Annotated in this window: 18 protein-coding genes; 3 read left to right on the forward strand and 15 right to left on the reverse strand. The window is 57.0% G+C overall.

The genetic code is table 11. From position 1 onward, the window contains the following. Positions 1-133: 133 nt before the first annotated feature. From flgL to flgB, 11 genes are all read right to left on the reverse strand, one after another. Positions 134-1,096 carry a flagellar hook-associated protein FlgL gene (gene flgL, locus KGP21_RS17885; RefSeq protein ID WP_021805710.1) on the reverse strand — a complete coding sequence of 321 codons (963 nt, stop codon included), beginning with the start codon at positions 1,094-1,096 and terminating at the stop codon, positions 134-136. Between the two features lie 61 nt (positions 1,097-1,157). Next, positions 1,158-2,810: a flagellar hook-associated protein FlgK gene (flgK, locus tag KGP21_RS17890; protein ID WP_209523994.1), complete on the reverse strand. Its 1,653-nt coding sequence runs from the start codon at positions 2,808-2,810 to the stop codon at positions 1,158-1,160. 312 nt (positions 2,811-3,122) lie between these two features. Beyond that, positions 3,123-4,064 (reverse strand): flagellar assembly peptidoglycan hydrolase FlgJ, encoded by a 942-nt coding sequence (gene flgJ, locus KGP21_RS17895; protein ID WP_021805712.1) that lies wholly within the window; start codon positions 4,062-4,064, stop codon positions 3,123-3,125. After that, positions 4,064-5,164, reverse strand: coding sequence for a flagellar basal body P-ring protein FlgI (locus tag KGP21_RS17900; protein ID WP_021180945.1), 1,101 nt, complete (start codon positions 5,162-5,164; stop codon positions 4,064-4,066). Before KGP21_RS17900 ends, flgJ begins: the two co-directional genes overlap by 1 nt. A gap of 10 nt (positions 5,165-5,174) precedes the next feature. After that, positions 5,175-5,828, reverse strand: a complete 654-nt coding sequence (locus KGP21_RS17905) for a flagellar basal body L-ring protein FlgH (protein WP_051363709.1) — start codon at positions 5,826-5,828, stop codon at positions 5,175-5,177. 125 nt (positions 5,829-5,953) lie between these two features. After that, positions 5,954-6,736: a flagellar basal-body rod protein FlgG gene (gene flgG / locus KGP21_RS17910; RefSeq protein WP_021180943.1), complete on the reverse strand. Its 783-nt coding sequence runs from the start codon at positions 6,734-6,736 to the stop codon at positions 5,954-5,956. A gap of 17 nt (positions 6,737-6,753) precedes the next feature. Further along, positions 6,754-7,509, reverse strand: a complete 756-nt coding sequence (locus KGP21_RS17915; RefSeq protein ID WP_021180942.1) for a flagellar basal body rod protein FlgF — start codon at positions 7,507-7,509, stop codon at positions 6,754-6,756. A 12-nt stretch (positions 7,510-7,521) separates the two neighbouring features. After that, positions 7,522-8,760: a flagellar hook protein FlgE gene (gene flgE / locus KGP21_RS17920; RefSeq protein ID WP_021805714.1), complete on the reverse strand. Its 1,239-nt coding sequence runs from the start codon at positions 8,758-8,760 to the stop codon at positions 7,522-7,524. A 79-nt stretch (positions 8,761-8,839) separates the two neighbouring features. Then, a complete protein-coding gene (flgD, locus tag KGP21_RS17925; protein WP_021805715.1) occupies positions 8,840-9,553 on the reverse strand; it encodes a flagellar hook assembly protein FlgD in 714 nt (237 codons plus the stop codon). Between the two features lie 15 nt (positions 9,554-9,568). Further along, positions 9,569-9,973 carry a flagellar basal body rod protein FlgC gene (flgC, locus tag KGP21_RS17930; RefSeq protein WP_021180939.1) on the reverse strand — a complete coding sequence of 135 codons (405 nt, stop codon included), beginning with the start codon at positions 9,971-9,973 and terminating at the stop codon, positions 9,569-9,571. A 5-nt stretch (positions 9,974-9,978) separates the two neighbouring features. Further along, positions 9,979-10,392 (reverse strand): flagellar basal body rod protein FlgB, encoded by a 414-nt coding sequence (gene flgB / locus KGP21_RS17935; RefSeq protein WP_021180938.1) that lies wholly within the window; start codon positions 10,390-10,392, stop codon positions 9,979-9,981. A gap of 162 nt (positions 10,393-10,554) precedes the next feature. Between flgB and flgA the strand changes: the two genes are divergently transcribed. The 3 genes from flgA (at position 10,555) to KGP21_RS17950 (ending at position 12,101) form a co-directional block, all read left to right on the forward strand. Further along, positions 10,555-11,211 (forward strand): flagellar basal body P-ring formation chaperone FlgA, encoded by a 657-nt coding sequence (gene flgA / locus KGP21_RS17940; protein ID WP_021805716.1) that lies wholly within the window; start codon positions 10,555-10,557, stop codon positions 11,209-11,211. A gap of 122 nt (positions 11,212-11,333) precedes the next feature. Beyond that, the gene (flgM, locus tag KGP21_RS17945) at positions 11,334-11,645 is read left to right on the forward strand and encodes a flagellar biosynthesis anti-sigma factor FlgM (protein WP_024528905.1); all 312 of its coding nucleotides are present in this window, start codon (positions 11,334-11,336) and stop codon (positions 11,643-11,645) included. 21 nt (positions 11,646-11,666) lie between these two features. Further along, positions 11,667-12,101, forward strand: a complete 435-nt coding sequence (locus KGP21_RS17950) for a flagella synthesis protein FlgN (protein ID WP_021805718.1) — start codon at positions 11,667-11,669, stop codon at positions 12,099-12,101. Positions 12,102-12,141: 40 nt separating this feature from the next. Here KGP21_RS17950 and KGP21_RS17955 read toward each other — a convergent pair whose 3' ends face one another. From KGP21_RS17955 to flhB, 4 genes are all read right to left on the reverse strand, one after another. Then, on the reverse strand, positions 12,142-13,083 hold the full coding sequence (locus tag KGP21_RS17955; protein WP_371822640.1) for an Rpn family recombination-promoting nuclease/putative transposase: 942 nt from the start codon (positions 13,081-13,083) through the stop codon (positions 12,142-12,144). Between the two features lie 83 nt (positions 13,084-13,166). Beyond that, on the reverse strand, positions 13,167-13,568 hold the full coding sequence (locus KGP21_RS17960; RefSeq protein ID WP_021180933.1) for a flagellar protein FlhE: 402 nt from the start codon (positions 13,566-13,568) through the stop codon (positions 13,167-13,169). Next, on the reverse strand, positions 13,568-15,646 hold the full coding sequence (flhA, locus tag KGP21_RS17965; RefSeq protein WP_021180932.1) for a flagellar biosynthesis protein FlhA: 2,079 nt from the start codon (positions 15,644-15,646) through the stop codon (positions 13,568-13,570). Before flhA ends, KGP21_RS17960 begins: the two co-directional genes overlap by 1 nt. After that, positions 15,639-16,781: a flagellar biosynthesis protein FlhB gene (flhB, locus tag KGP21_RS17970; protein ID WP_024485790.1), complete on the reverse strand. Its 1,143-nt coding sequence runs from the start codon at positions 16,779-16,781 to the stop codon at positions 15,639-15,641. Before flhB ends, flhA begins: the two co-directional genes overlap by 8 nt. Between the last annotated feature and the right edge of the window lie 45 nt (positions 16,782-16,826).

Raw genomic sequence — 16,826 nt, forward strand, 5'->3', positions numbered from 1 at the left:
AAATAGTAAAATCACTTATCCAGCCTGAATATCCTGACGTTTCCCGCCGTTAAATCAGGCTGTGTAAAAACGGTGCTGCGCTCTATATCCACGTTATAGGGCGCAGTGCCCTACAAGCGTGAATAACTATTTCTTATCGGTTTATTTGGAATAATGACATACCCTGCATATCGCTAAAGGTCTTATACGATGCCTGCAAAGCCGCCTGTTGCATGTAGTAAGACGAGATCGCCTCCACCACATCCGCCTCAACCAACGCGGTCAGCTGATTTTTGTTAGCCGTATTGTTTTCGATGCCGATGCTGTCCAGCACCTCCAACTCCTGCAGCTGAGTCCCCAGCACCGCATTGGTGCTCAGCACGTTGTTATAGCTGTTATCCAGGCCACGGGTTGCCTTATCGAGCGCCGCCGTCACCTGCTCACGGGTAGCCTCATCGGCCCCCTGCAGAGGGGTCTTCAACGCTTTCAACGCCATATCGATGCTCTCGAACACGTTCGCTTCGGAAGGGCTGCCGTCCGGTTCCGGTTTGATATTGCTGGTCAGCGACATAAATATCGAGCTGCCGGTGTGGCCCACGGTCATGGTGCGGTTGGCGTCCACTTTCTGCTCAATGGCCGAGCTGCTGCCCTGGTAAACCACCTTGCCACCCTGCTCGACAAACGGGGCTTTATCATTGGCAAAGCCGGCAAAAATAAAACGGCCGTTACCGTCGGTGCTGTTAGCCTGGCTGAGTAGCTGATCTTTCAGCCCCTGCAACTGGGTGGCCAAAGAATCACGGTCATTGTCGCTGATCGTGCCGTCACCGGCATTGACGATCAGCGCTTTCATGTCCTTGATGCCATCGGCGGCGCTACGCAGCACGGTTTCTTCCATCGAGATGTTCTGACGGGCAAAGGTGCGCGCCAGCGCGTACTGGCTGTTTTCTGACATCGACTGCGAGATCATCACCGCCTGTGACGCCGCTAACGGATCGTCCGAAGGGTAAAGCACGCGCTTGCCGCTGGAAAGCTGCTGCCCGGACTGCATCCACAGAGACTGATTATTGGTGACCCCCGACAGATTCTGCTGGTAGATCATGCTGGTGCTCATGCGCATGGGTTAGGTTCCTCACTAAGGGCATCCACAGCCGGCATACCGGCTGAGGTTAACGGTAAAATCAACGAATATTCAGTATGGCGTCAAACAACGAGCTGGCGGTCTGGATCACCTGCGCATTGGCCATGTAATACTGTTGGAAACGCAGCAGTTCGCCATACTCTTCGTCCAGGTTAACCCCGGAAATGGACTGCTGTTGGGTTTGCAATTGGGTCACAATATTGGTTTGTGCGGTGGCGTTGACTTTGGCGGTAGCGGTCTGGTTACCCACGCTGCTGACCAATCCGGCATAGGCGCCGCTCAAGGTTGCTTTACCCTCCACCACTTTGGCGGTTTGCAGATCGAGCAGTTTCTTGACGTTGTCGTTATCGCCCTTACCGCCATCTTCCGTTCCTGCGGCAGCAAACTTGGCCGAGTCGCTGATAGCAACCTTCAGGGTACCAGCCACATCGCTAACCGGTTTCACGGTAAAGCTGTCGTTCTTTTTCGCGTTGCCCGTCACGCCGACCTGCAGGCCATCAAAGCTCAGCGTCGGTTTGCCATCCGCATCGGTGCCTGCGGTGGCAGGTACTTTGACGTTGTCGGACAGGCGCGTAACCTGCCAGTTGGCACCGTCAAACTCCATGCGATAGTCACTGGCCTTGACCTTGCTGGTATCGGTAAAGGAGACCGACAGCGAGGCATTGCCGGTGTTGTTGGTATTGTTAACCGTACGCCCACCTGAGAAGCTGAAGAAATCTTCACCCGGATCGCCGTTGATATCAAAGCCTTCGCGATGCTGCTGGTTAAAGCTATCGGCCAGCGCCAGGGCCAGTTGCCCCAACTGGTTACGTGCGCCATCCAGTGATTCACTGCGGAACTTCAGCACGCCGCTGACGCTGCCGCTGCCAATCTGGCTTTCCGGAATTTCGTTAGCGCCATTGCCGCGATCGTAACCGAGCGTCAGGCGGGACGGGTCTTTGCTGGAAGGCATCGCCGTCACCTGATAGGAGGAGTTGCCCTGCACCAGCGTCAGCCCGTTGGCGAAGGTCACGGTATAGGCATCACCGTCCTGCTGGGTGACCTGAACGCCGACCACCTTGTTAAGCTCCGTCACCAACTGATCGCGCTGATCCAGCAAGGCGTTTGGCTCGCTGCCGCCGCTGCTGGCCCGCACCTGGGTGATTTCGTTATTCAGGCGGGCGATTTGCTGGCTGTAAGTATTGATCTGGTTGGCGCTATCGCTCAATTGCTGGTTGACGCCCGCATCCATATCGCGCAGATACTTGTCCGCATTGTTGAACTGATTCACCAGGCCGTTGGCCTTGCCTAACACGGTCTGACGGGCTGCGTCATCCCCGGCATTGCTGACGACGTTTTGCAGGTTTTTGAAGAAATCTTCCATCCCCGATGCCAGGGTGTTGGTTTTAGACGCCAGCAGGTTATCGATCTGGGAGACTTTTTCGAAGTAGCTGCTCTGAGCCGAAGCTTCGCTTTGCGCTCCGCGCAGCTGGGTCATGATGAACTGGTTATACTCGCGATTGACCGTAGTCACGGTGGCTCCGTTGCCGATAAATCCGTTCATGGTGCCCAGGCCGCCGTTTTGCGCCAGGATCGCGGTCTGGCGGTTATAGCCCGCCACGTTGTAGTTGGAAATGTTATTACTGACGGTGCTAAGCGCAACCTGCGCCGCATTCAGGCCACTCATCGCGGTATTGATTAAGCTGTTGGACATAGAGGTTCCTTATGCTGCGGTGCCAGCGGCCCACAGAGGTCAAAAATTGTGCCGGGCGTTGCCATCCAGCCTGCTTGGGTTATCGGCCACGATGGAGAAAACTTGAGGAAAATAGTAGTGACTCACCTTGGCTAAACAGGCACTCGAGTTTGTTGAGATTATCGATTTACTTCCAAAAGCACTGGGGCTATCAGCTCCCTCTCCCTGTGGGAAAGGAGGCATTCGAGTTTGTTGAAATCACCGATTTACTTCCAAAAGCGCTGGGGCTATCAACTCCCTCTCCCTGTGGGAGAGGGTTGGGGTGAGGAGCCACTAAAACAGATCCTGCAAATCGTGGGTATAGGCTTTGGTTACCTGTTCCCCAGCGCTTTTCATCTGCTGGATCATGCTGACCAGCTTTTTGGCATACAGCGGATCGGTAGCATAACCGGCCTTTTGCAGCGCATGCGCCGCCTGCTCGGGACTGCTGGCACTGGCAACGTTGGCGTAGCGCGGGTTGTTGGTCAGCAATTTGACGTAATCCCCAATCGCTTCCATATAGGAGCCATAGACGCGGAAGCGGGCCTTGACCTTCTTCGCCACCCCTTCCTCGAACTCGGTAGTGGTGATTTCCGTCACCGGGCCGTCCCAACTGCTACCGGCCTTGATACCAAACAGGTTGTAACTGCGTGAACCATCCGCCGCGGGGATCTCGCGTTGCCCCCAGCCAGACTCCAGCGCGGCCTGCGCCATGATCAGCTGGTGCGGAATACCGCTTTGCTGGCTGGCAACCCGTGCTGGAATAGACAGCTGCGCGACAAAGTTGCCATTGCTCAGCGGCAAGGGAGGCGCCGAAGGTATTTTTGGCACCGCCCGGCGTACCATCTGTTCCAATGCCTGACGCGGCAAGGTCTGCAACACTTCGTTGTCCAGCGCCATCGGCACCGTCCCTGCGGTTTCGCTTGGGCGGCTGTTTCCGGCGGAGAGCTGCTTGACCATCATGTCCGCCAGCCCCAAACCTTTCTGCGACATCTGTTGGGCGATCTGCTGATCGTACATCGAGGTATACAGCCGCGTCTGATCGCTGCTCAACACGCCGTCCTGCGGCAACGCCGCACGCATGCTTTTCAGCATCATCTGCACGAACATTCCTTCCACCTGCTGGGCAACCTGTTTGATATTGCCCTGCGGATCGGCGGCAACATCGCGCTTCAAGCCGTTCAGCGACTGGGTGTCATAGGCCGCACCCGACATGGCCATCAGATCGCTGCTCATCAGATAATTTCCAGTTTGGCACGCAGGCAGCCAGCGCTCTGCATTGCCTGCAAGATAGACATCAGGTCGATCGGCGTCGCCCCCAGCGCATTCAACGCGCGAACTACGTTATTGAGGTTGGCGCTAGCGTTCACTTTTTGCAGTGAACCGCCCTGCTGCTGCACGGAAATCTGGGTATTCGGCGTCACCACGGTCTGGCCACCGCCGAATGGCGTATCCGGCTGGCTGACGGTGTTTTGCCGATCGACCACCACAGACAGGTTCCCCTGTGCTACTGCGCAGGAATCCAGCACCACATCGCGGTTCATTACTACCGAGCCGGTACGGGAGTTGATGATCACTTTGGCATCCATTGCCCCAACGTTAATGCTGATATTCTGGATATCCGCCAGGAAGCGCACTTGCGAACTATTGCCGCGTGGCACCAGCACCTGCACGGTACGGGAATCGAGCGGAGAGGCTGTGCCGCCCCCGCGCTGGCGGTTGATAGCATCACTGATCTGTTGTGCCAGGGTGAAATCATCGTCGTTCAGTTGCAGGTTGATCACGCCATCCTGGCCGAAGGTGGTAGGCAATTCACGTTCGATTGAAGCGCCGTTGCTGATACGGCCACCGGCCAACTGATTGACCTGCACGCTGCTGCCCCCGGAGGACGCACCGGCTCCGCCGACCAACACGTTACCCTGTGCCAACGCATAAACCTGATTATCAACGCCTTTGAGCGGCGTCATCAGCAGTGTCCCGCCACGCAGGCTTTTGGCGTTACCCATTGAGGACACCACCACGTCGATGTTCTGCCCCGCACGGGAAAACGGCGGTAGCTTGGCGGTTACCATCACCGCCGCCACGTTTTTCAACTGCATGTTGGTGCCTGGCGGCACGGTGATCCCCAGTTGCGATAGCATGTTGCTCAGGCTCTGGGTGGTAAACGGGGTTTGCATGGTCTGATCGCCAGAGCCGTCCAACCCCACGACCAGGCCGTAGCCAATCAACGCGTTGTCACGTACGCCCTGTACCGTCACCAGATCGCGGATGCGTTCCGCCGTCGCGGGCAGGCAAACCAGCATCATGGACAGTGTGAGAAGTAACTTTTTCAACATCGGTCAATCCTTAGAACGGTGAAACATTTAAGAAGAAGCGCTGTAGCCACCCCATGGTCTGCGCTTCATTGATATAGCCGTTGCCGACGTATTCAATGCGTGCATCCGCCACCTGGGTGGACGTGACCGAGTTATTGCCACTGATGGTGCGGGGGTTAACCACACCGGAGAAACGGATGAATTCGGTGCCCTGATTGATGGCAATTTGCTTTTCGCCCACCACGTGCAGGTTGCCGTTGGCCAAGACCTGATTGACCGTGACGGTAATGGTGCCGTTAAAGGTGTTGTTGGCGTTGGCCCCGCCCTTGCCGCCGAAGGTGCTGTCGCCGGAGATATCCATGTCGGCGCGCGCGTTACCGAGCAGCCCGTCGAGATAACGTGGTGAAGTGGCTACGCCAAATTTGCTGGCCCCGTTGCGGCTGGCGTTGGCGGATGAGCTCTTGCTGGCGCTGACGTTTTCTTGCAGCACAATGGTCAGGGTGTCGCCGATATTACGCGGGCGACGATCCTCAAACAGCGGCTGATAGCCGTAGTTCATCGGCTGCACCGTCTGGAAAATCGAACCGTTCGGCACCGGAGCGCCTGCCGGAGCGGGCTGAGCCGTGGTAGCCCCGTCAACCAGGGGGGTATGCGGAATATAGGCACAGCCGCCGACTGTCAGCATCAGCAGCCCGGCCAGGACGCGTTTGCCTTGCTGCGGCACGCTGGCCGCTAAAAAGGTGGTTACCACGGGTATCGCCTTTGTTGCTCTGGATAAGGATTACGGGCGCAGCAGGCTGCGCCCGTCGATTACAGTTGCGTCAGCTTTTGCAGCATCTGGTCAGACGTTGATACCGCTTTGCTGTTGATCTCATAGGCACGCTGGGTCTGGATCATGTTGACCAACTCTTCCGCCACGTTGACGTTAGAGGTTTCAACATAACCCTGATACAACAGGCCTGCCCCGTTGAGACCGGGGGTACTTTCGTTAGGCGCGCCGGAGCTTTCGGTTTCCTGGTACAGGTTTTCACCCATGCTTTCCAGGCCGCTATCGTTGATAAAGGTGGTCAACGTCAGTTGCCCGACCTGCTGCGCCGCCGTCTGGCCCTGCTGGGTCACGCTGACGATGCCATCACGGCCCACGGTAATGCTCAGGGCGTTGGCCGGAATGGTGATCGCCGGTTGCACCTGAAAACCACTGGCGGTCACCAACTGGCCATTCTGATCGATCTGGAATGAACCATCGCGGGTATAGGCCTGGGTGCCATCCGGCAATACCACCTGGAAGAAGCCCTGCCCCTTGATCGCCACGTCTTTGCTGTTGTTGGTCTGCGACAGGTTGCCCTGGCTGTGGATGCGCTCGGTCGCCACCGGACGTACGCCGGTACCAATCTGCAAACCGGAAGGCAGCGTGGTTTGCTCGGAAGACTGAGCCCCGGGCTGACGCATGGTCTGGTATAGCAGATCTTCAAACACCGCACGTTGGCGTTTAAACCCGTTGGTACTGACGTTCGCCAGGTTGTTGGCGATCACGTCCATATTGGTCTGCTGCGCATCCAGACCGGTTTTGGCAATCCATAAGGATGGGATCATGATTTATTCCTCTGCACTCAGCTCATTGACAGCAATGAGTTGGCGCGCTGTGCGTTTTCATCCACGCTGTGGATGACCTTCATTTGCATTTCGAACCGGCGGGCGTTGGCGATCATATCCACCATCGTCTCCAGCGGTTTGACGTTGCTGCCCTCCAACACTCCCGGCATGATCCGCACATCGGGATCGTTCGGTAGTTGGTTACCACGCTGCTGCTGAGCCTCGGCAGTCAGATGGAACAGGCCGTCGTCCCCGCGCACCACTTCCCGAGCATCGGCCTTCACCAGCTTCAGGCGGCCAATCTGGGAAATGGTGTTAGGGGGATCGCCCGGATTTAACGCCGAGATGGTGCCGTCCGCCGCCAGCGTCAGCTCTGCCTGCGGCGGGGCTTCGATCGGCCCGCCATCGCCCATCAGCGGCACGCCCTGCACCATCAACTGCCCGGTGGAGGAGATCTGGATGCTGCCGTTACGGCTGTAGGCTTCGGTGCCGTCCGGCAGCCTTAGCGCCAGAAACCCGTCCTGCTGCAATGCCACATCCAGTGGCCGCCCGGTGTAGTTCAGCGGCCCTTGGCTCATGTCTGCCCCAGGCGTCGACGCAGCCACCAGCGTGCGCGTCTGCATGCTTGGCCCATCAACCGGCACCGCACGCAGCGCCGAAAGCTGTGCGCGGAACCCAGGTGTGGAGGCGTTGGCCAGGTTGTTGGCCGTGACCGACTGCTGCTCCAGCGTCTGCCGGGCCCCCCCCATCGCGGTATAAATCGCGTGATCCATAAATCAATCCTATTAGCGCAGGCTGACCAGCGTTTGCAGGATCGAATCCTGGGTTTTGATGGTTTGCGCGTTTGACTGGTAGTTACGCTGCGCGACGATCATGTTCACCAGTTCCTGACTCAGATCGACGTTGGAAGACTCCAGCGCGCCGCTGGTCAGTGAACCGAAACCGCCACCGCCCGCCAGGCCCACGCGTGGCTGACCTGAAGCACCGGTCTCCTTCCAGACGTTATCGCCCTGTGCGGCCAGCCCTTCCGGGTTGGAGAAGTTGGTCAACACGATCTGCCCCAGCAGTTGGGTCTGCTGGTTGTTGTATACCCCGACCACGGTGCCATCTTTGTTGATCTGGAAACCTTGGTATTCCCCGGTGGCGTAGCCGTCCTGGGAAATCTTGCTGACAGAGTCACTGCCGACGTTCTGTTGCAGGCTACCGGCAAAGCTCAGGTTAAAGTTTTGCGCCAGCGCGCCGTCTTTAGCCGACATTGGCACGACCAGGTTGAATGGCGTGGCGCTTGGTGTGCCATCTGGCTTCAACGTGCCGGTCAGCGTACCGCTGTTATCAAAGTTCAGGCTGCCCGCTTTGGCAGACGGAGCACCCGGCACGCTGCCGTCCTGAGTGTAAACGTCCCACTTGTTATCAGCCGTTTTTACAAAGTAGGCGTTGATGTTGTGTGCATTGCCTAGGGTGTCGTAGGTGGTAATGGTGTTGACGTAGTTAAACGAGTCGGTCTTATTGGGATCGAACGGCGTCACCGCCGGTGGCTTATGGGTCGATTTCAGGTTGGCCACCATATTGCCGCTGGTGCTGGCTTTGGCGTTCATCATCCCTTCAGGAATGCTCAGCGGTACCGGATCGGCCCCCTGCTGGATGGTGGGCGGTGAGCCAGCCGCCGGGTAGCCGGTCAGGCTCAACCCTTGCATGTTGGTGATGTTGCGGTTGGCATCCATGATGAACTGCCCATTACGCGTATAGAAGATGCCGCCATCGGCGTCTTGCATACGGAAGAAGCCGTTCTGGCTGATGGCGATATCCATTGCCCGGTTGGTGTTGGTGGTAGTACCACCGTTGAAGTTCTGGGTGATCCCCGCCACTTTCACCCCTAGCCCGACCTGCGAGCCGGCAAACATATCGGCAAAGGATACGCTGCCGGATTTGAAGCCGTAGGTGGCGGAGTTGGCGATGTTGTTACCAATCACATCCAGGTTGGTTGCAGCCGCGTTTAAACCGCTGACCGCTTGAGAAAAAGCCATGTCGTTCTCCGAAATAGGTCATTTAAAAAGGTGTCTTCAGGATCGAGGGATCCATAACCGACGTGGAAAATCACTGCGCTTAGTTTGACGAACCCAGTTTGGACAGGATCAGGCGCACGTCATCCAGCGTTGAAGTCCCCGCCACGCCCAGATCCAGTTTTGCCCCGTCCGTTCCGCGCGTGACGCCGTTAACCATGGCGAAACGCAGTGGCTGCGCCACCAACTGCTCACCGCCGTTTTTGGCGTTGATCGCCACGGTGTAAGAACCGTCGGGCGCATTGGTGCCATCTTCCAGCGAACCGTCCCAGGAGAAGGAGTGCACACCGGCGGTTAGCCCGCCCAGATCGATGGTGCGAACCACTTTGCCGGTGGCATCGCTGATGGTCGCCGTCACCGCATCGGCAGTGCGTTCCAGCTCGATGCCAAACGGCGTGGTGCTGACCTTGCCAGCGTCATTACCCACCAGGATCTCCTTGCCAGGCACCATCACACCGTGGCCAATCAGCGAACTGGCCTGGATTGACTGGTTGCCGCTGATCTGGCCGGAGATCGACCCCAGCGTGGTGTTGAGCTTCTCGATCCCACTAACCGTGTTGATTTGAGCCAGTTGGGTTGTCAGTTCGTTGTTTTGCATCGGGTTGGTGGGGTCCTGGTTTTTCAACTGGGCCACCAACAGCGTGAGGAAGTTTTTGTTCAAGTCCTGGCTGGCGCTGTTACCATTCACGCCATTCTTGGCGTTGGCACCGGCGATGCTGTTGTCGAGTGATTCATTGGTGGTGGCGGCAATGGCCATAAATAAAAGCTCCGGTTACTGACCCAGCGTCAGGGTTTTCATCAACATGGATTTGGTGGTATTCAACACTTCGACGTTGGCCTGATAGCTGCGCGAGGCCGAAATGGTGTTGACCATTTCCCCGACAACATCGACGTTGGGCATCCGCACATAGCCTTTGGCATCCGCCAGCGGGTTGCCCGGCTGAAACACCAAACGCTCCGGTGAGGGATCGTCAACCACCTGAGCGACACGCACACCACCGGTCGACTGGCCCGGAGCTGCTGCAACCTCAAACACCACCTGTTTGGCCCGATAAGGCTGGCCGTCCGGGCCGGTGGCGCTGTCGGCGTTGGCCATATTGCTGGCGCTGACGTTCAGACGTTGGGATTGTGCAGACAGGGCCGAGCCGGAAATATCAAAAATATTCAATAACGACATGGGAATTATCCTCCTTGCAGCACGGACATCATGCCTTTGATCTGGCCGTTCAACAGCGTCAGGTCTGTTTGATATTTCAGGCTGTTATCGGCAAAGTTGGTGCGTTCACGGTCCATATCCACCGTGTTGCCGTCCAGGGAAGGCTGATCCGGCACGCGGAACAGGAGATCCAGCGACGGTGGCTGCATATTCTGCGCCGGGATATGGCGTGCCGAGGTCAGATTCAGCGCCACGCCGCTGCCGTTGACGCGCCCCTGCGCCATGACCTTGTTCAGTTGGCTGGCGAAATCGATATCACGAGCCTGATAGCCCGGCGTATCTGCGTTGGCGATGTTGGCCGCCAGGATTTCCTGCCGCTGGGCGCGCAGGTTCAGCGCCTCCTGGCCAAAACGCAGAGCAGCGTCTAATTTGTCGAGCATGCTCCCTCCGCGAGGTTAGAATTTGGAGCCGACAGCATAAACGCCCTATCTGTCAGCCTATCGTGGGAATAAGGGCAAAATGCGTCGCTATTTGTCTGCTTAGCCTGCGCGCGTAACGGTTACACTTGTTCCCCTGTGGTCGCTGCGTCTGTGAGGCAAAATATGAAAAGGATCCTGCTGTTGGTCGGCTTGCTGATCGGCCTGAACGCGCACGCCGAGGGCCTGGACGGACAGGTGGAGAGCTTTATCAAGTCCCAATTTGCCACCAGTGCCAACGTGACCGACGTCAAAGTGTTGGTGCGCACGCCAGCAAGCCGTTGGCCGCAGTGCGAATTGCCGCAGCTTTCGATGCCTCAGAATGCTCGCCGCTGGGGTAACATCAGCATCTCGGCCCGTTGTGGCCAGGAGCGGCGTTTCATTCAGGCACAGGTGCAACTGATGGGGCATTATCTGGTGGCCGCACGGGGGATCAGTGCGGGCAGCAAACTCACTGCAGATGATATCAAGCTGAAAACCGGCCGATTAGACACCCTGCCGCCACGTACCCTGACCGATAACGCCAAGGCGATCGGTGCCGTCAGCCTGCGCAATATCAGCCCTGGGCAGCCGTTGAATACGGTCATGCTAAGACGGGCCTGGGCGGTCAAGGCCGGGCAAACGGTACAGGTGTTGGCGCAGGGTGATGGGTTTAATATCAGCGGTGCTGGGAAAGCGATGACCAACGCCGCCGCCGAAGACAGCGTGCGCGTACGCATGGTCTCCGGGCAAATTGTTAGCGGCATTGCCAATGTTGATGGCACAATTCGTATTACTTTATAAAAAAATAAAGCTTTGCCAATACTTGTCGATAACAAAGTCATAGCAGCACTTATCCGGCCACCAGGGCCACAGATTTGAACTCCCCGTTGCCTAGGCGACGGTGGTACAGATGGAGATTGAACATGAGTATCGATCGTACCCAACGGTTGCAACCCGTGCCCACGGTGCATCCGCGAGAAACACAGACAGACAGCACGTTGCAAGCACGTAAAAAGGTATCGACGGAAACTGCGGTCAGCGGCACCCAGGTTAAGCTGAGTGATGCACAGGCCCGCCTGATGCAGCCGGGCAGCCAAGATATCAATATGGAGCGAGTGGAAAGCATCAAGCAGGCGATCCGCAACGGCGAATTGAAGATGGATACCGGCAAGATTGCCGATGCCTTGTTACAAGACGTGCAAAGCGAATGGCAGTCCGGCGCCGATCGGGGTTAACACCAAGGGTGAGTCATTGATATGGAAAACCTGGCACAATTGCTGGATAAGCTGCTGGACACCTTGCAGGCGTTAGGCACGGTGCAGACGGAAGAGCACGCTTTACTGTGCTCGAAAACTTTGGCTGGCGTGGCTTTGCAGCGCGTGACAGATGCTAAAAGCCAACTGCTGGCGACGGTCAATTATCTGGACCAACAGCGGCTGGAGATGGAACGGCTGCAACACTGCCAAGCACCTTATGAGGGCCAACCGCAGTTGGCGTCCCGCTGGCAGCAAGTGCAACAGCAAAGCCTGCAACTGCGCGAACAGAATCACCATAACGGCATGCTGCTCAATCACCATATTGAGCACAATACGCAGGCGCTGGCGATTTTAAACAAGCAGAATAAATCGCTGTACGGCCCCGATGGTCAGTCCCGTGCGGGGAGCCTGCTGGGCCGTAAGATTGGGGTTTGAACACGATCAACCAACTAACACCGGCAATTTCCCACAGATGTTAGTGGTGAAGTTGTGCCAAATCGTCTGCGGAAAGGCCGGTTAATTTCATCACTACAGCACGGTCAAAGCCATCGGCCAGCATGGCACTCGCTATATTCAAGACGGTTGCCCGTGCCTGCTCCATACCCTTCTCAATACCTTGTTCGATACCTTGCTCCATGCCTTTCTTGAAGCCTTTTTGCTCGAGATATTCTGCAATGGTCATCAATTCCTCCTCGTGCCGTGGCGTACGACGGGCCAACTCACGGATCAGCTTATCCGGTTCGGTCGTGTTCCCCACCTGCAACATGTAGTTCACCAACGAGATCAATTGCTCATTGGTAGTGTACCCAAACGATAATAATGTGACCAGTCGTTCCTTTATTTCGAATAGGTCACGCTGGCGCACGTGTTTTTGCAGCAGTTCCAAGGTAGCCATACGGCGGTGCTGCATGATGTCATCGTCCGGTATGACGGTGACGTCAACCAATGGGAAATGTCCAGCATAAAGCTGCCTGGCCAAATCAGGTTCACTGAATTCTTCCAGCCAGCTCATCGAATAGGGATAAGGCGTCACCTGGCCGTGATAAAACAGGGTTGGGATCACTAGGGGAAGTTGATCGTGACCCGTATCAAGGTGGCGTTGCATTGCAGCGATCGCATAACGTATTAAACGAAATGCCATATGCTTATCAGGGCTGCTTTGGTGTTCGATCAAAACGTATACATACGCGTCTCCCCTCTCAGTACGTAATGAGTAGAGCACGTCAGAGTAACTGGCTCGCAGATTGCTTTCGATAAAACTGCCGGATTCAAGTTTTAGCGTACTCAAATCGCAATATTGCAGCAAGACCGACGGCAGGTGTAACTCCAGAAAGTCTCTGGCCGTGTCTGGGTGAGTGAGGAACTTTTTAAATACCGCGTCATGCGAAACAGAGGTGGTTTTTTTCATGTTGGTCATCCTGGACTTAACATGAAAAAACCTACCACAGGCTTTTATTACTTCACATTACTGCCGCCTTAATGCTGGATCCGACTCGCAACTCATTGGTAATTCACAATCACCTGATTAGAAATCGCCCGCAGCGGAGGGTTTAACGCGCCGCGAGACTTCACGTAATAAATGAAGCGGAACTCGCTGTCTGCGGGAATACCGTTGAAAGCCTCACTGCGGCCACTGCCCGCGCCGAGCGGTAGGCAGCGTGACGAGGTGCAAAGCTGTACCTCTAATCCGGCAGGCGCACCTGCCAGCAACTGATAACGCCAGCTTACACTGGTCACCCGAGCCTCGGCCGCCGGTGGATTAGCTGGCCGCAGGCTGGGGGAGACATCACGCACGCTCCCCGTTTCCAGCGTGACGCCGCTGGCATCGGCAGCCCAAGACCCCGACACCGCTTGCGCAGCCAGCGGAGCGAACAACACCAACAAAGGAAGGAAAGCTTTCATCAGGCGGCTCCTATGGTTGAGGTCATGCGGATCTGACGCTCATCGTTGATTTCCAGGTTCGACAGCACCACCAGCTGCGGCAAGGTACGGCGCAGGAAGCGGGCCAGCAGGGCACGTAACGCATGGTTTACCAGCAGCACCGGGGGTGCACTGAGCATTTCCTGACGTTGCAGCGCCTGCCTGGCTTGATCCAACAAGCGGTCCGCCAGCCCCGGCTCAAGACCTCCGCCCCCTTGCAGGGCCTGCAACAGTAGGCGCTCAAGCGGCGTATCCAGACCAATGACCTGGATCTCACCGTTACCCGGGAACCACTGCTGAGTGATAGCCCGCCCAAGCGCCACCCGCACCACGGAGGTCAGTTCGAAAGGATCGCTTTGCGTTGGCGCATGTTCCGCCAGCGTTTCTATAATGGTACGCATATCGCGAATCGACACCCGCTCAGCCAGCAGATTCTGTAGCACCTTGTGCAGCGTAGTCAGCGAAACTACGCCAGGCACAAAATCTTCCGTCAGCTTCGGCATCTCCTGCGAAACACGATCCAACAGTTGCTGGGTTTCCTGGCGACCAAACAGCTCGCTGGCAAATTGACCAAGCAAATGGTTGAGGTGAGTGGCAACAACGGTGCTGGCTTCCACCACCGTGAACCCCTGGATCTGCGCCTGTTCACGCAGTGCGCTATCGATCCACACCGCCTCCAGCCCGAAGGCCGGATCGACGGTTTTGTCACCGGCCAGCTCACCCACCGCATTGCCCGGATTTATCGCCAGCCAGCGCCCCGGATGTGCCTCACCGCTACCGATCTCCACCCCTTTCATCAGAATGCGGTAACTGGCCGCCGACAGTTCGAGGTTGTCGCGAATATGCACCACCGGTGGCAAATAGCCCGTATCCTGAGCGAATTTTTTACGGATGCCACGAATACGCCCCAGCAGCTCGCCGTTTTGCTGAAAGTCCACCATAGGGATCAGGCGGTAACCGACTTCCATGCCCAACGGATCCTCCAGCTGTACATCAGACCAACTGGCCTCCACCGCCTGCGGATTTTCCTGCGGCAGCGGCGGTTCTTTGACTTTCGGCGCCTGCTGTTCACGCCCGCGCAGCCGCCAGGCCAACGCCAGCAGTGCCGCCGTAAACAGCAGGAACACCAGGTTTGGCATCCCCGGAACCATCCCCAACAGCCCCAACACCGCAGCACTCAACACCATCACGCGCGGATTGTTGAACAACTGGTTGACCATCTGCTCGCCAACGTCCTCATCGGTCGCTACGCGAGTGACGATCACACCGGCCGCCGTCGAGATCACCAACGCAGGGATCTGGGCAACCAGGCCATCACCGATGGTCAGCAAGGTATAGGTTTCAGCCGCGGTACCCAACTCCATGCCGTGCTGGATCACGCCGACCAACAGGCCGCCTACTACGTTAATCACCATGATCATCAAGCCTGCTACCGCGTCACCGCGCACAAACTTGCTGGCCCCGTCCATCGAACCGTAGAAATCCGCTTCCTGCGTCACTTCGGAACGGCGCTTTTTAGCCTCGTCTTCGCCGATCAGCCCGGCGTTCAGATCGGCATCGATCGCCATCTGTTTGCCCGGCATCCCATCAAGGACAAAACGGGCACCCACTTCGGCAATACGCCCGGCCCCTTTGGTGATCACCATAAAGTTGATCAGCACCAGGATGATAAACACCACGATACCGATGGCGAAGTTGCCACCCACCAGGAAGTGACCGAACGCTTCAACCACCCGCCCCGCCGCAGCCGCGCCGGTATGCCCCTCCATCAGGATGATCCTCGTGGAAGCGACGTTCAGCGATAGGCGTAACAGGGTTGAGAACAGCAGGATGGTTGGGAAGGCGGCGAACTCCAGCGTCCGCTGGGTAAACATCGCCACCAACAGCACCATGATCGACAAGGCAATATTGAAGGTAAACAGCAGATCGAGGATAAATGCCGGTAATGGCAGCACCATCATCGACAGGATCATCAGGATCAGTATCGGGCCAGCTAGCACCTGCCACTGCGTATCTTTAAAATTACCCGGCAAACGAAGCAGGGAGGCCAAATTAGCCATCTGAGTTATTCTCTCCAGCAAAATCCAGTGCTTCCGGCACCGGTAAACGTTGAGGTTTTTTCGGGATCAGGCCACCTTCACGCTGCCAACGGCGCAGCTGGTAGACCCAGGCCAGGACCTCGGCCACCGCGGCATACAAGGTCGTGGGAATGTGTTGCCCAATCTCACTGTGACGGTATAGCGCCCGCGCCAGCGGCGGAGCTTCCAGGGTTGGAATACGGTGTTCGTTCGCCAATTCACGGATACGCAAGGCAATCTCCCCTGCCCCTTTGGCAAGGACTTTTGGCGCACTCATGTTCTTGTCGTTGTATTGCAATGCCACGGCGTAATGTGTCGGGTTGGTGACGATCACGTCGGCCTTCGGCACGTCGGACATCATGCGGCGGCGAGAGATGGCCCGCTGTTGCTGGCGAATACGCCCTTTGACATGGGGATCGCCTTCCTGCTGCTTATGTTCGTCGCGGATTTCCTGCTTGGTCATCTTCAATTTCTTGAAGTGGCTCCAGAGCTGATAAAACACGTCGAAGGCCACCATTGGCACCAACCCAAGGACGATCAACATACCGCAGAAAATCACGATCTGTAGCGCATTGCGCAGTGCATCCTGCGGCTGCTGCGTAACCAGATGCAGCATCGCCGCCCAGTTGTGCCACAGGTAAAGCCCTGCCACCCAACCCACCAGCGTCGCTTTGAGAATGGCCTTCAGCAACTCTGCCAGCACCTGGGTCGAGAACATCCGTTTTAATCCGGAGATAGGGTTCATGCGCTTGGCATCAAACTTAAGGCTGAAGCCCACGCCGCCCAGTAGCATCGGGGCCGACAGCGCCACCAGCACCAATCCGGCCAGGATCGGCATCAGCGCCCACACCGCTTGACGCAGCAACATGGCAAACTGGCGCAGCATCTGCTTATCGTTGCTGACCATGTTGTGATCAAAATGCAGTCCTTCCGATAACATCCTCGCCAACTGTTGCGCCATATGGCCACCCGCGACCCACAAGATCGACAACCCCGCAATCAGCATCAGGATCGAGGTCAGCTCGCGCGAACGCGCAATCTGGCCCTCTTCACGCGCCTTTTCCAGCCGGTGGGGTGTGGGGGCCTCAGTTTTTTCCATATCACTGTCTTCGGCCAAGGCGAGGGTTCCCATTGCGTGCGAAGAATAGAATTGCCGCCAGCA

The sequence above is a fragment of the Serratia sp. JSRIV004 genome (genome assembly GCF_019968705.1).
In the GTDB taxonomy this organism is placed as follows: Bacteria; Pseudomonadota; Gammaproteobacteria; order Enterobacterales; family Enterobacteriaceae; genus Chania; species Chania fonticola_B.

Bases quoted from the DNA above. Each gene is read 5' to 3' on its own strand.
- flgC (WP_021180939.1), bottom strand. From the start codon at position 9,973: ATGTCGTTATTGAATATTTTTGATATTTCCGGCTCGGCCCTGTCTGCA.
- flgB (WP_021180938.1), bottom strand. From the start codon at position 10,392: ATGCTCGACAAATTAGACGCTGCTCTGCGTTTTGGCCAGGAGGCGCTG.
- KGP21_RS17900 (WP_021180945.1), bottom strand. From the start codon at position 5,164: ATGTTGAAAAAGTTACTTCTCACACTGTCCATGATGCTGGTTTGCCTG.
- flgK (WP_209523994.1), bottom strand. From the start codon at position 2,810: ATGTCCAACAGCTTAATCAATACCGCGATGAGTGGCCTGAATGCGGCG.
- flgE (WP_021805714.1), bottom strand. From the start codon at position 8,760: ATGGCTTTTTCTCAAGCGGTCAGCGGTTTAAACGCGGCTGCAACCAAC.
- flgD (WP_021805715.1), bottom strand. From the start codon at position 9,553: ATGGCCATTGCCGCCACCACCAATGAATCACTCGACAACAGCATCGCC.
- KGP21_RS17915 (WP_021180942.1), bottom strand. From the start codon at position 7,509: ATGGATCACGCGATTTATACCGCGATGGGGGGGGCCCGGCAGACGCTG.
- KGP21_RS17905 (WP_051363709.1), bottom strand. From the start codon at position 5,828: ATGCTGACAGTCGGCGGCTGTGCCTATATTCCGCATACCCCCCTGGTT.
- KGP21_RS17960 (WP_021180933.1), bottom strand. From the start codon at position 13,568: ATGAAAGCTTTCCTTCCTTTGTTGGTGTTGTTCGCTCCGCTGGCTGCG.
- flgL (WP_021805710.1), bottom strand. From the start codon at position 1,096: ATGCGCATGAGCACCAGCATGATCTACCAGCAGAATCTGTCGGGGGTC.
- flgJ (WP_021805712.1), bottom strand. From the start codon at position 4,064: ATGAGCAGCGATCTGATGGCCATGTCGGGTGCGGCCTATGACACCCAG.
- flgA (WP_021805716.1), top strand. From the start codon at position 10,555: ATGAAAAGGATCCTGCTGTTGGTCGGCTTGCTGATCGGCCTGAACGCG.
- KGP21_RS17950 (WP_021805718.1), top strand. From the start codon at position 11,667: ATGGAAAACCTGGCACAATTGCTGGATAAGCTGCTGGACACCTTGCAG.
- flhA (WP_021180932.1), bottom strand. From the start codon at position 15,646: ATGGCTAATTTGGCCTCCCTGCTTCGTTTGCCGGGTAATTTTAAAGAT.
- flgM (WP_024528905.1), top strand. From the start codon at position 11,334: ATGAGTATCGATCGTACCCAACGGTTGCAACCCGTGCCCACGGTGCAT.
- flgG (WP_021180943.1), bottom strand. From the start codon at position 6,736: ATGATCCCATCCTTATGGATTGCCAAAACCGGTCTGGATGCGCAGCAG.
- KGP21_RS17955 (WP_371822640.1), bottom strand. From the start codon at position 13,083: ATGACCAACATGAAAAAAACCACCTCTGTTTCGCATGACGCGGTATTT.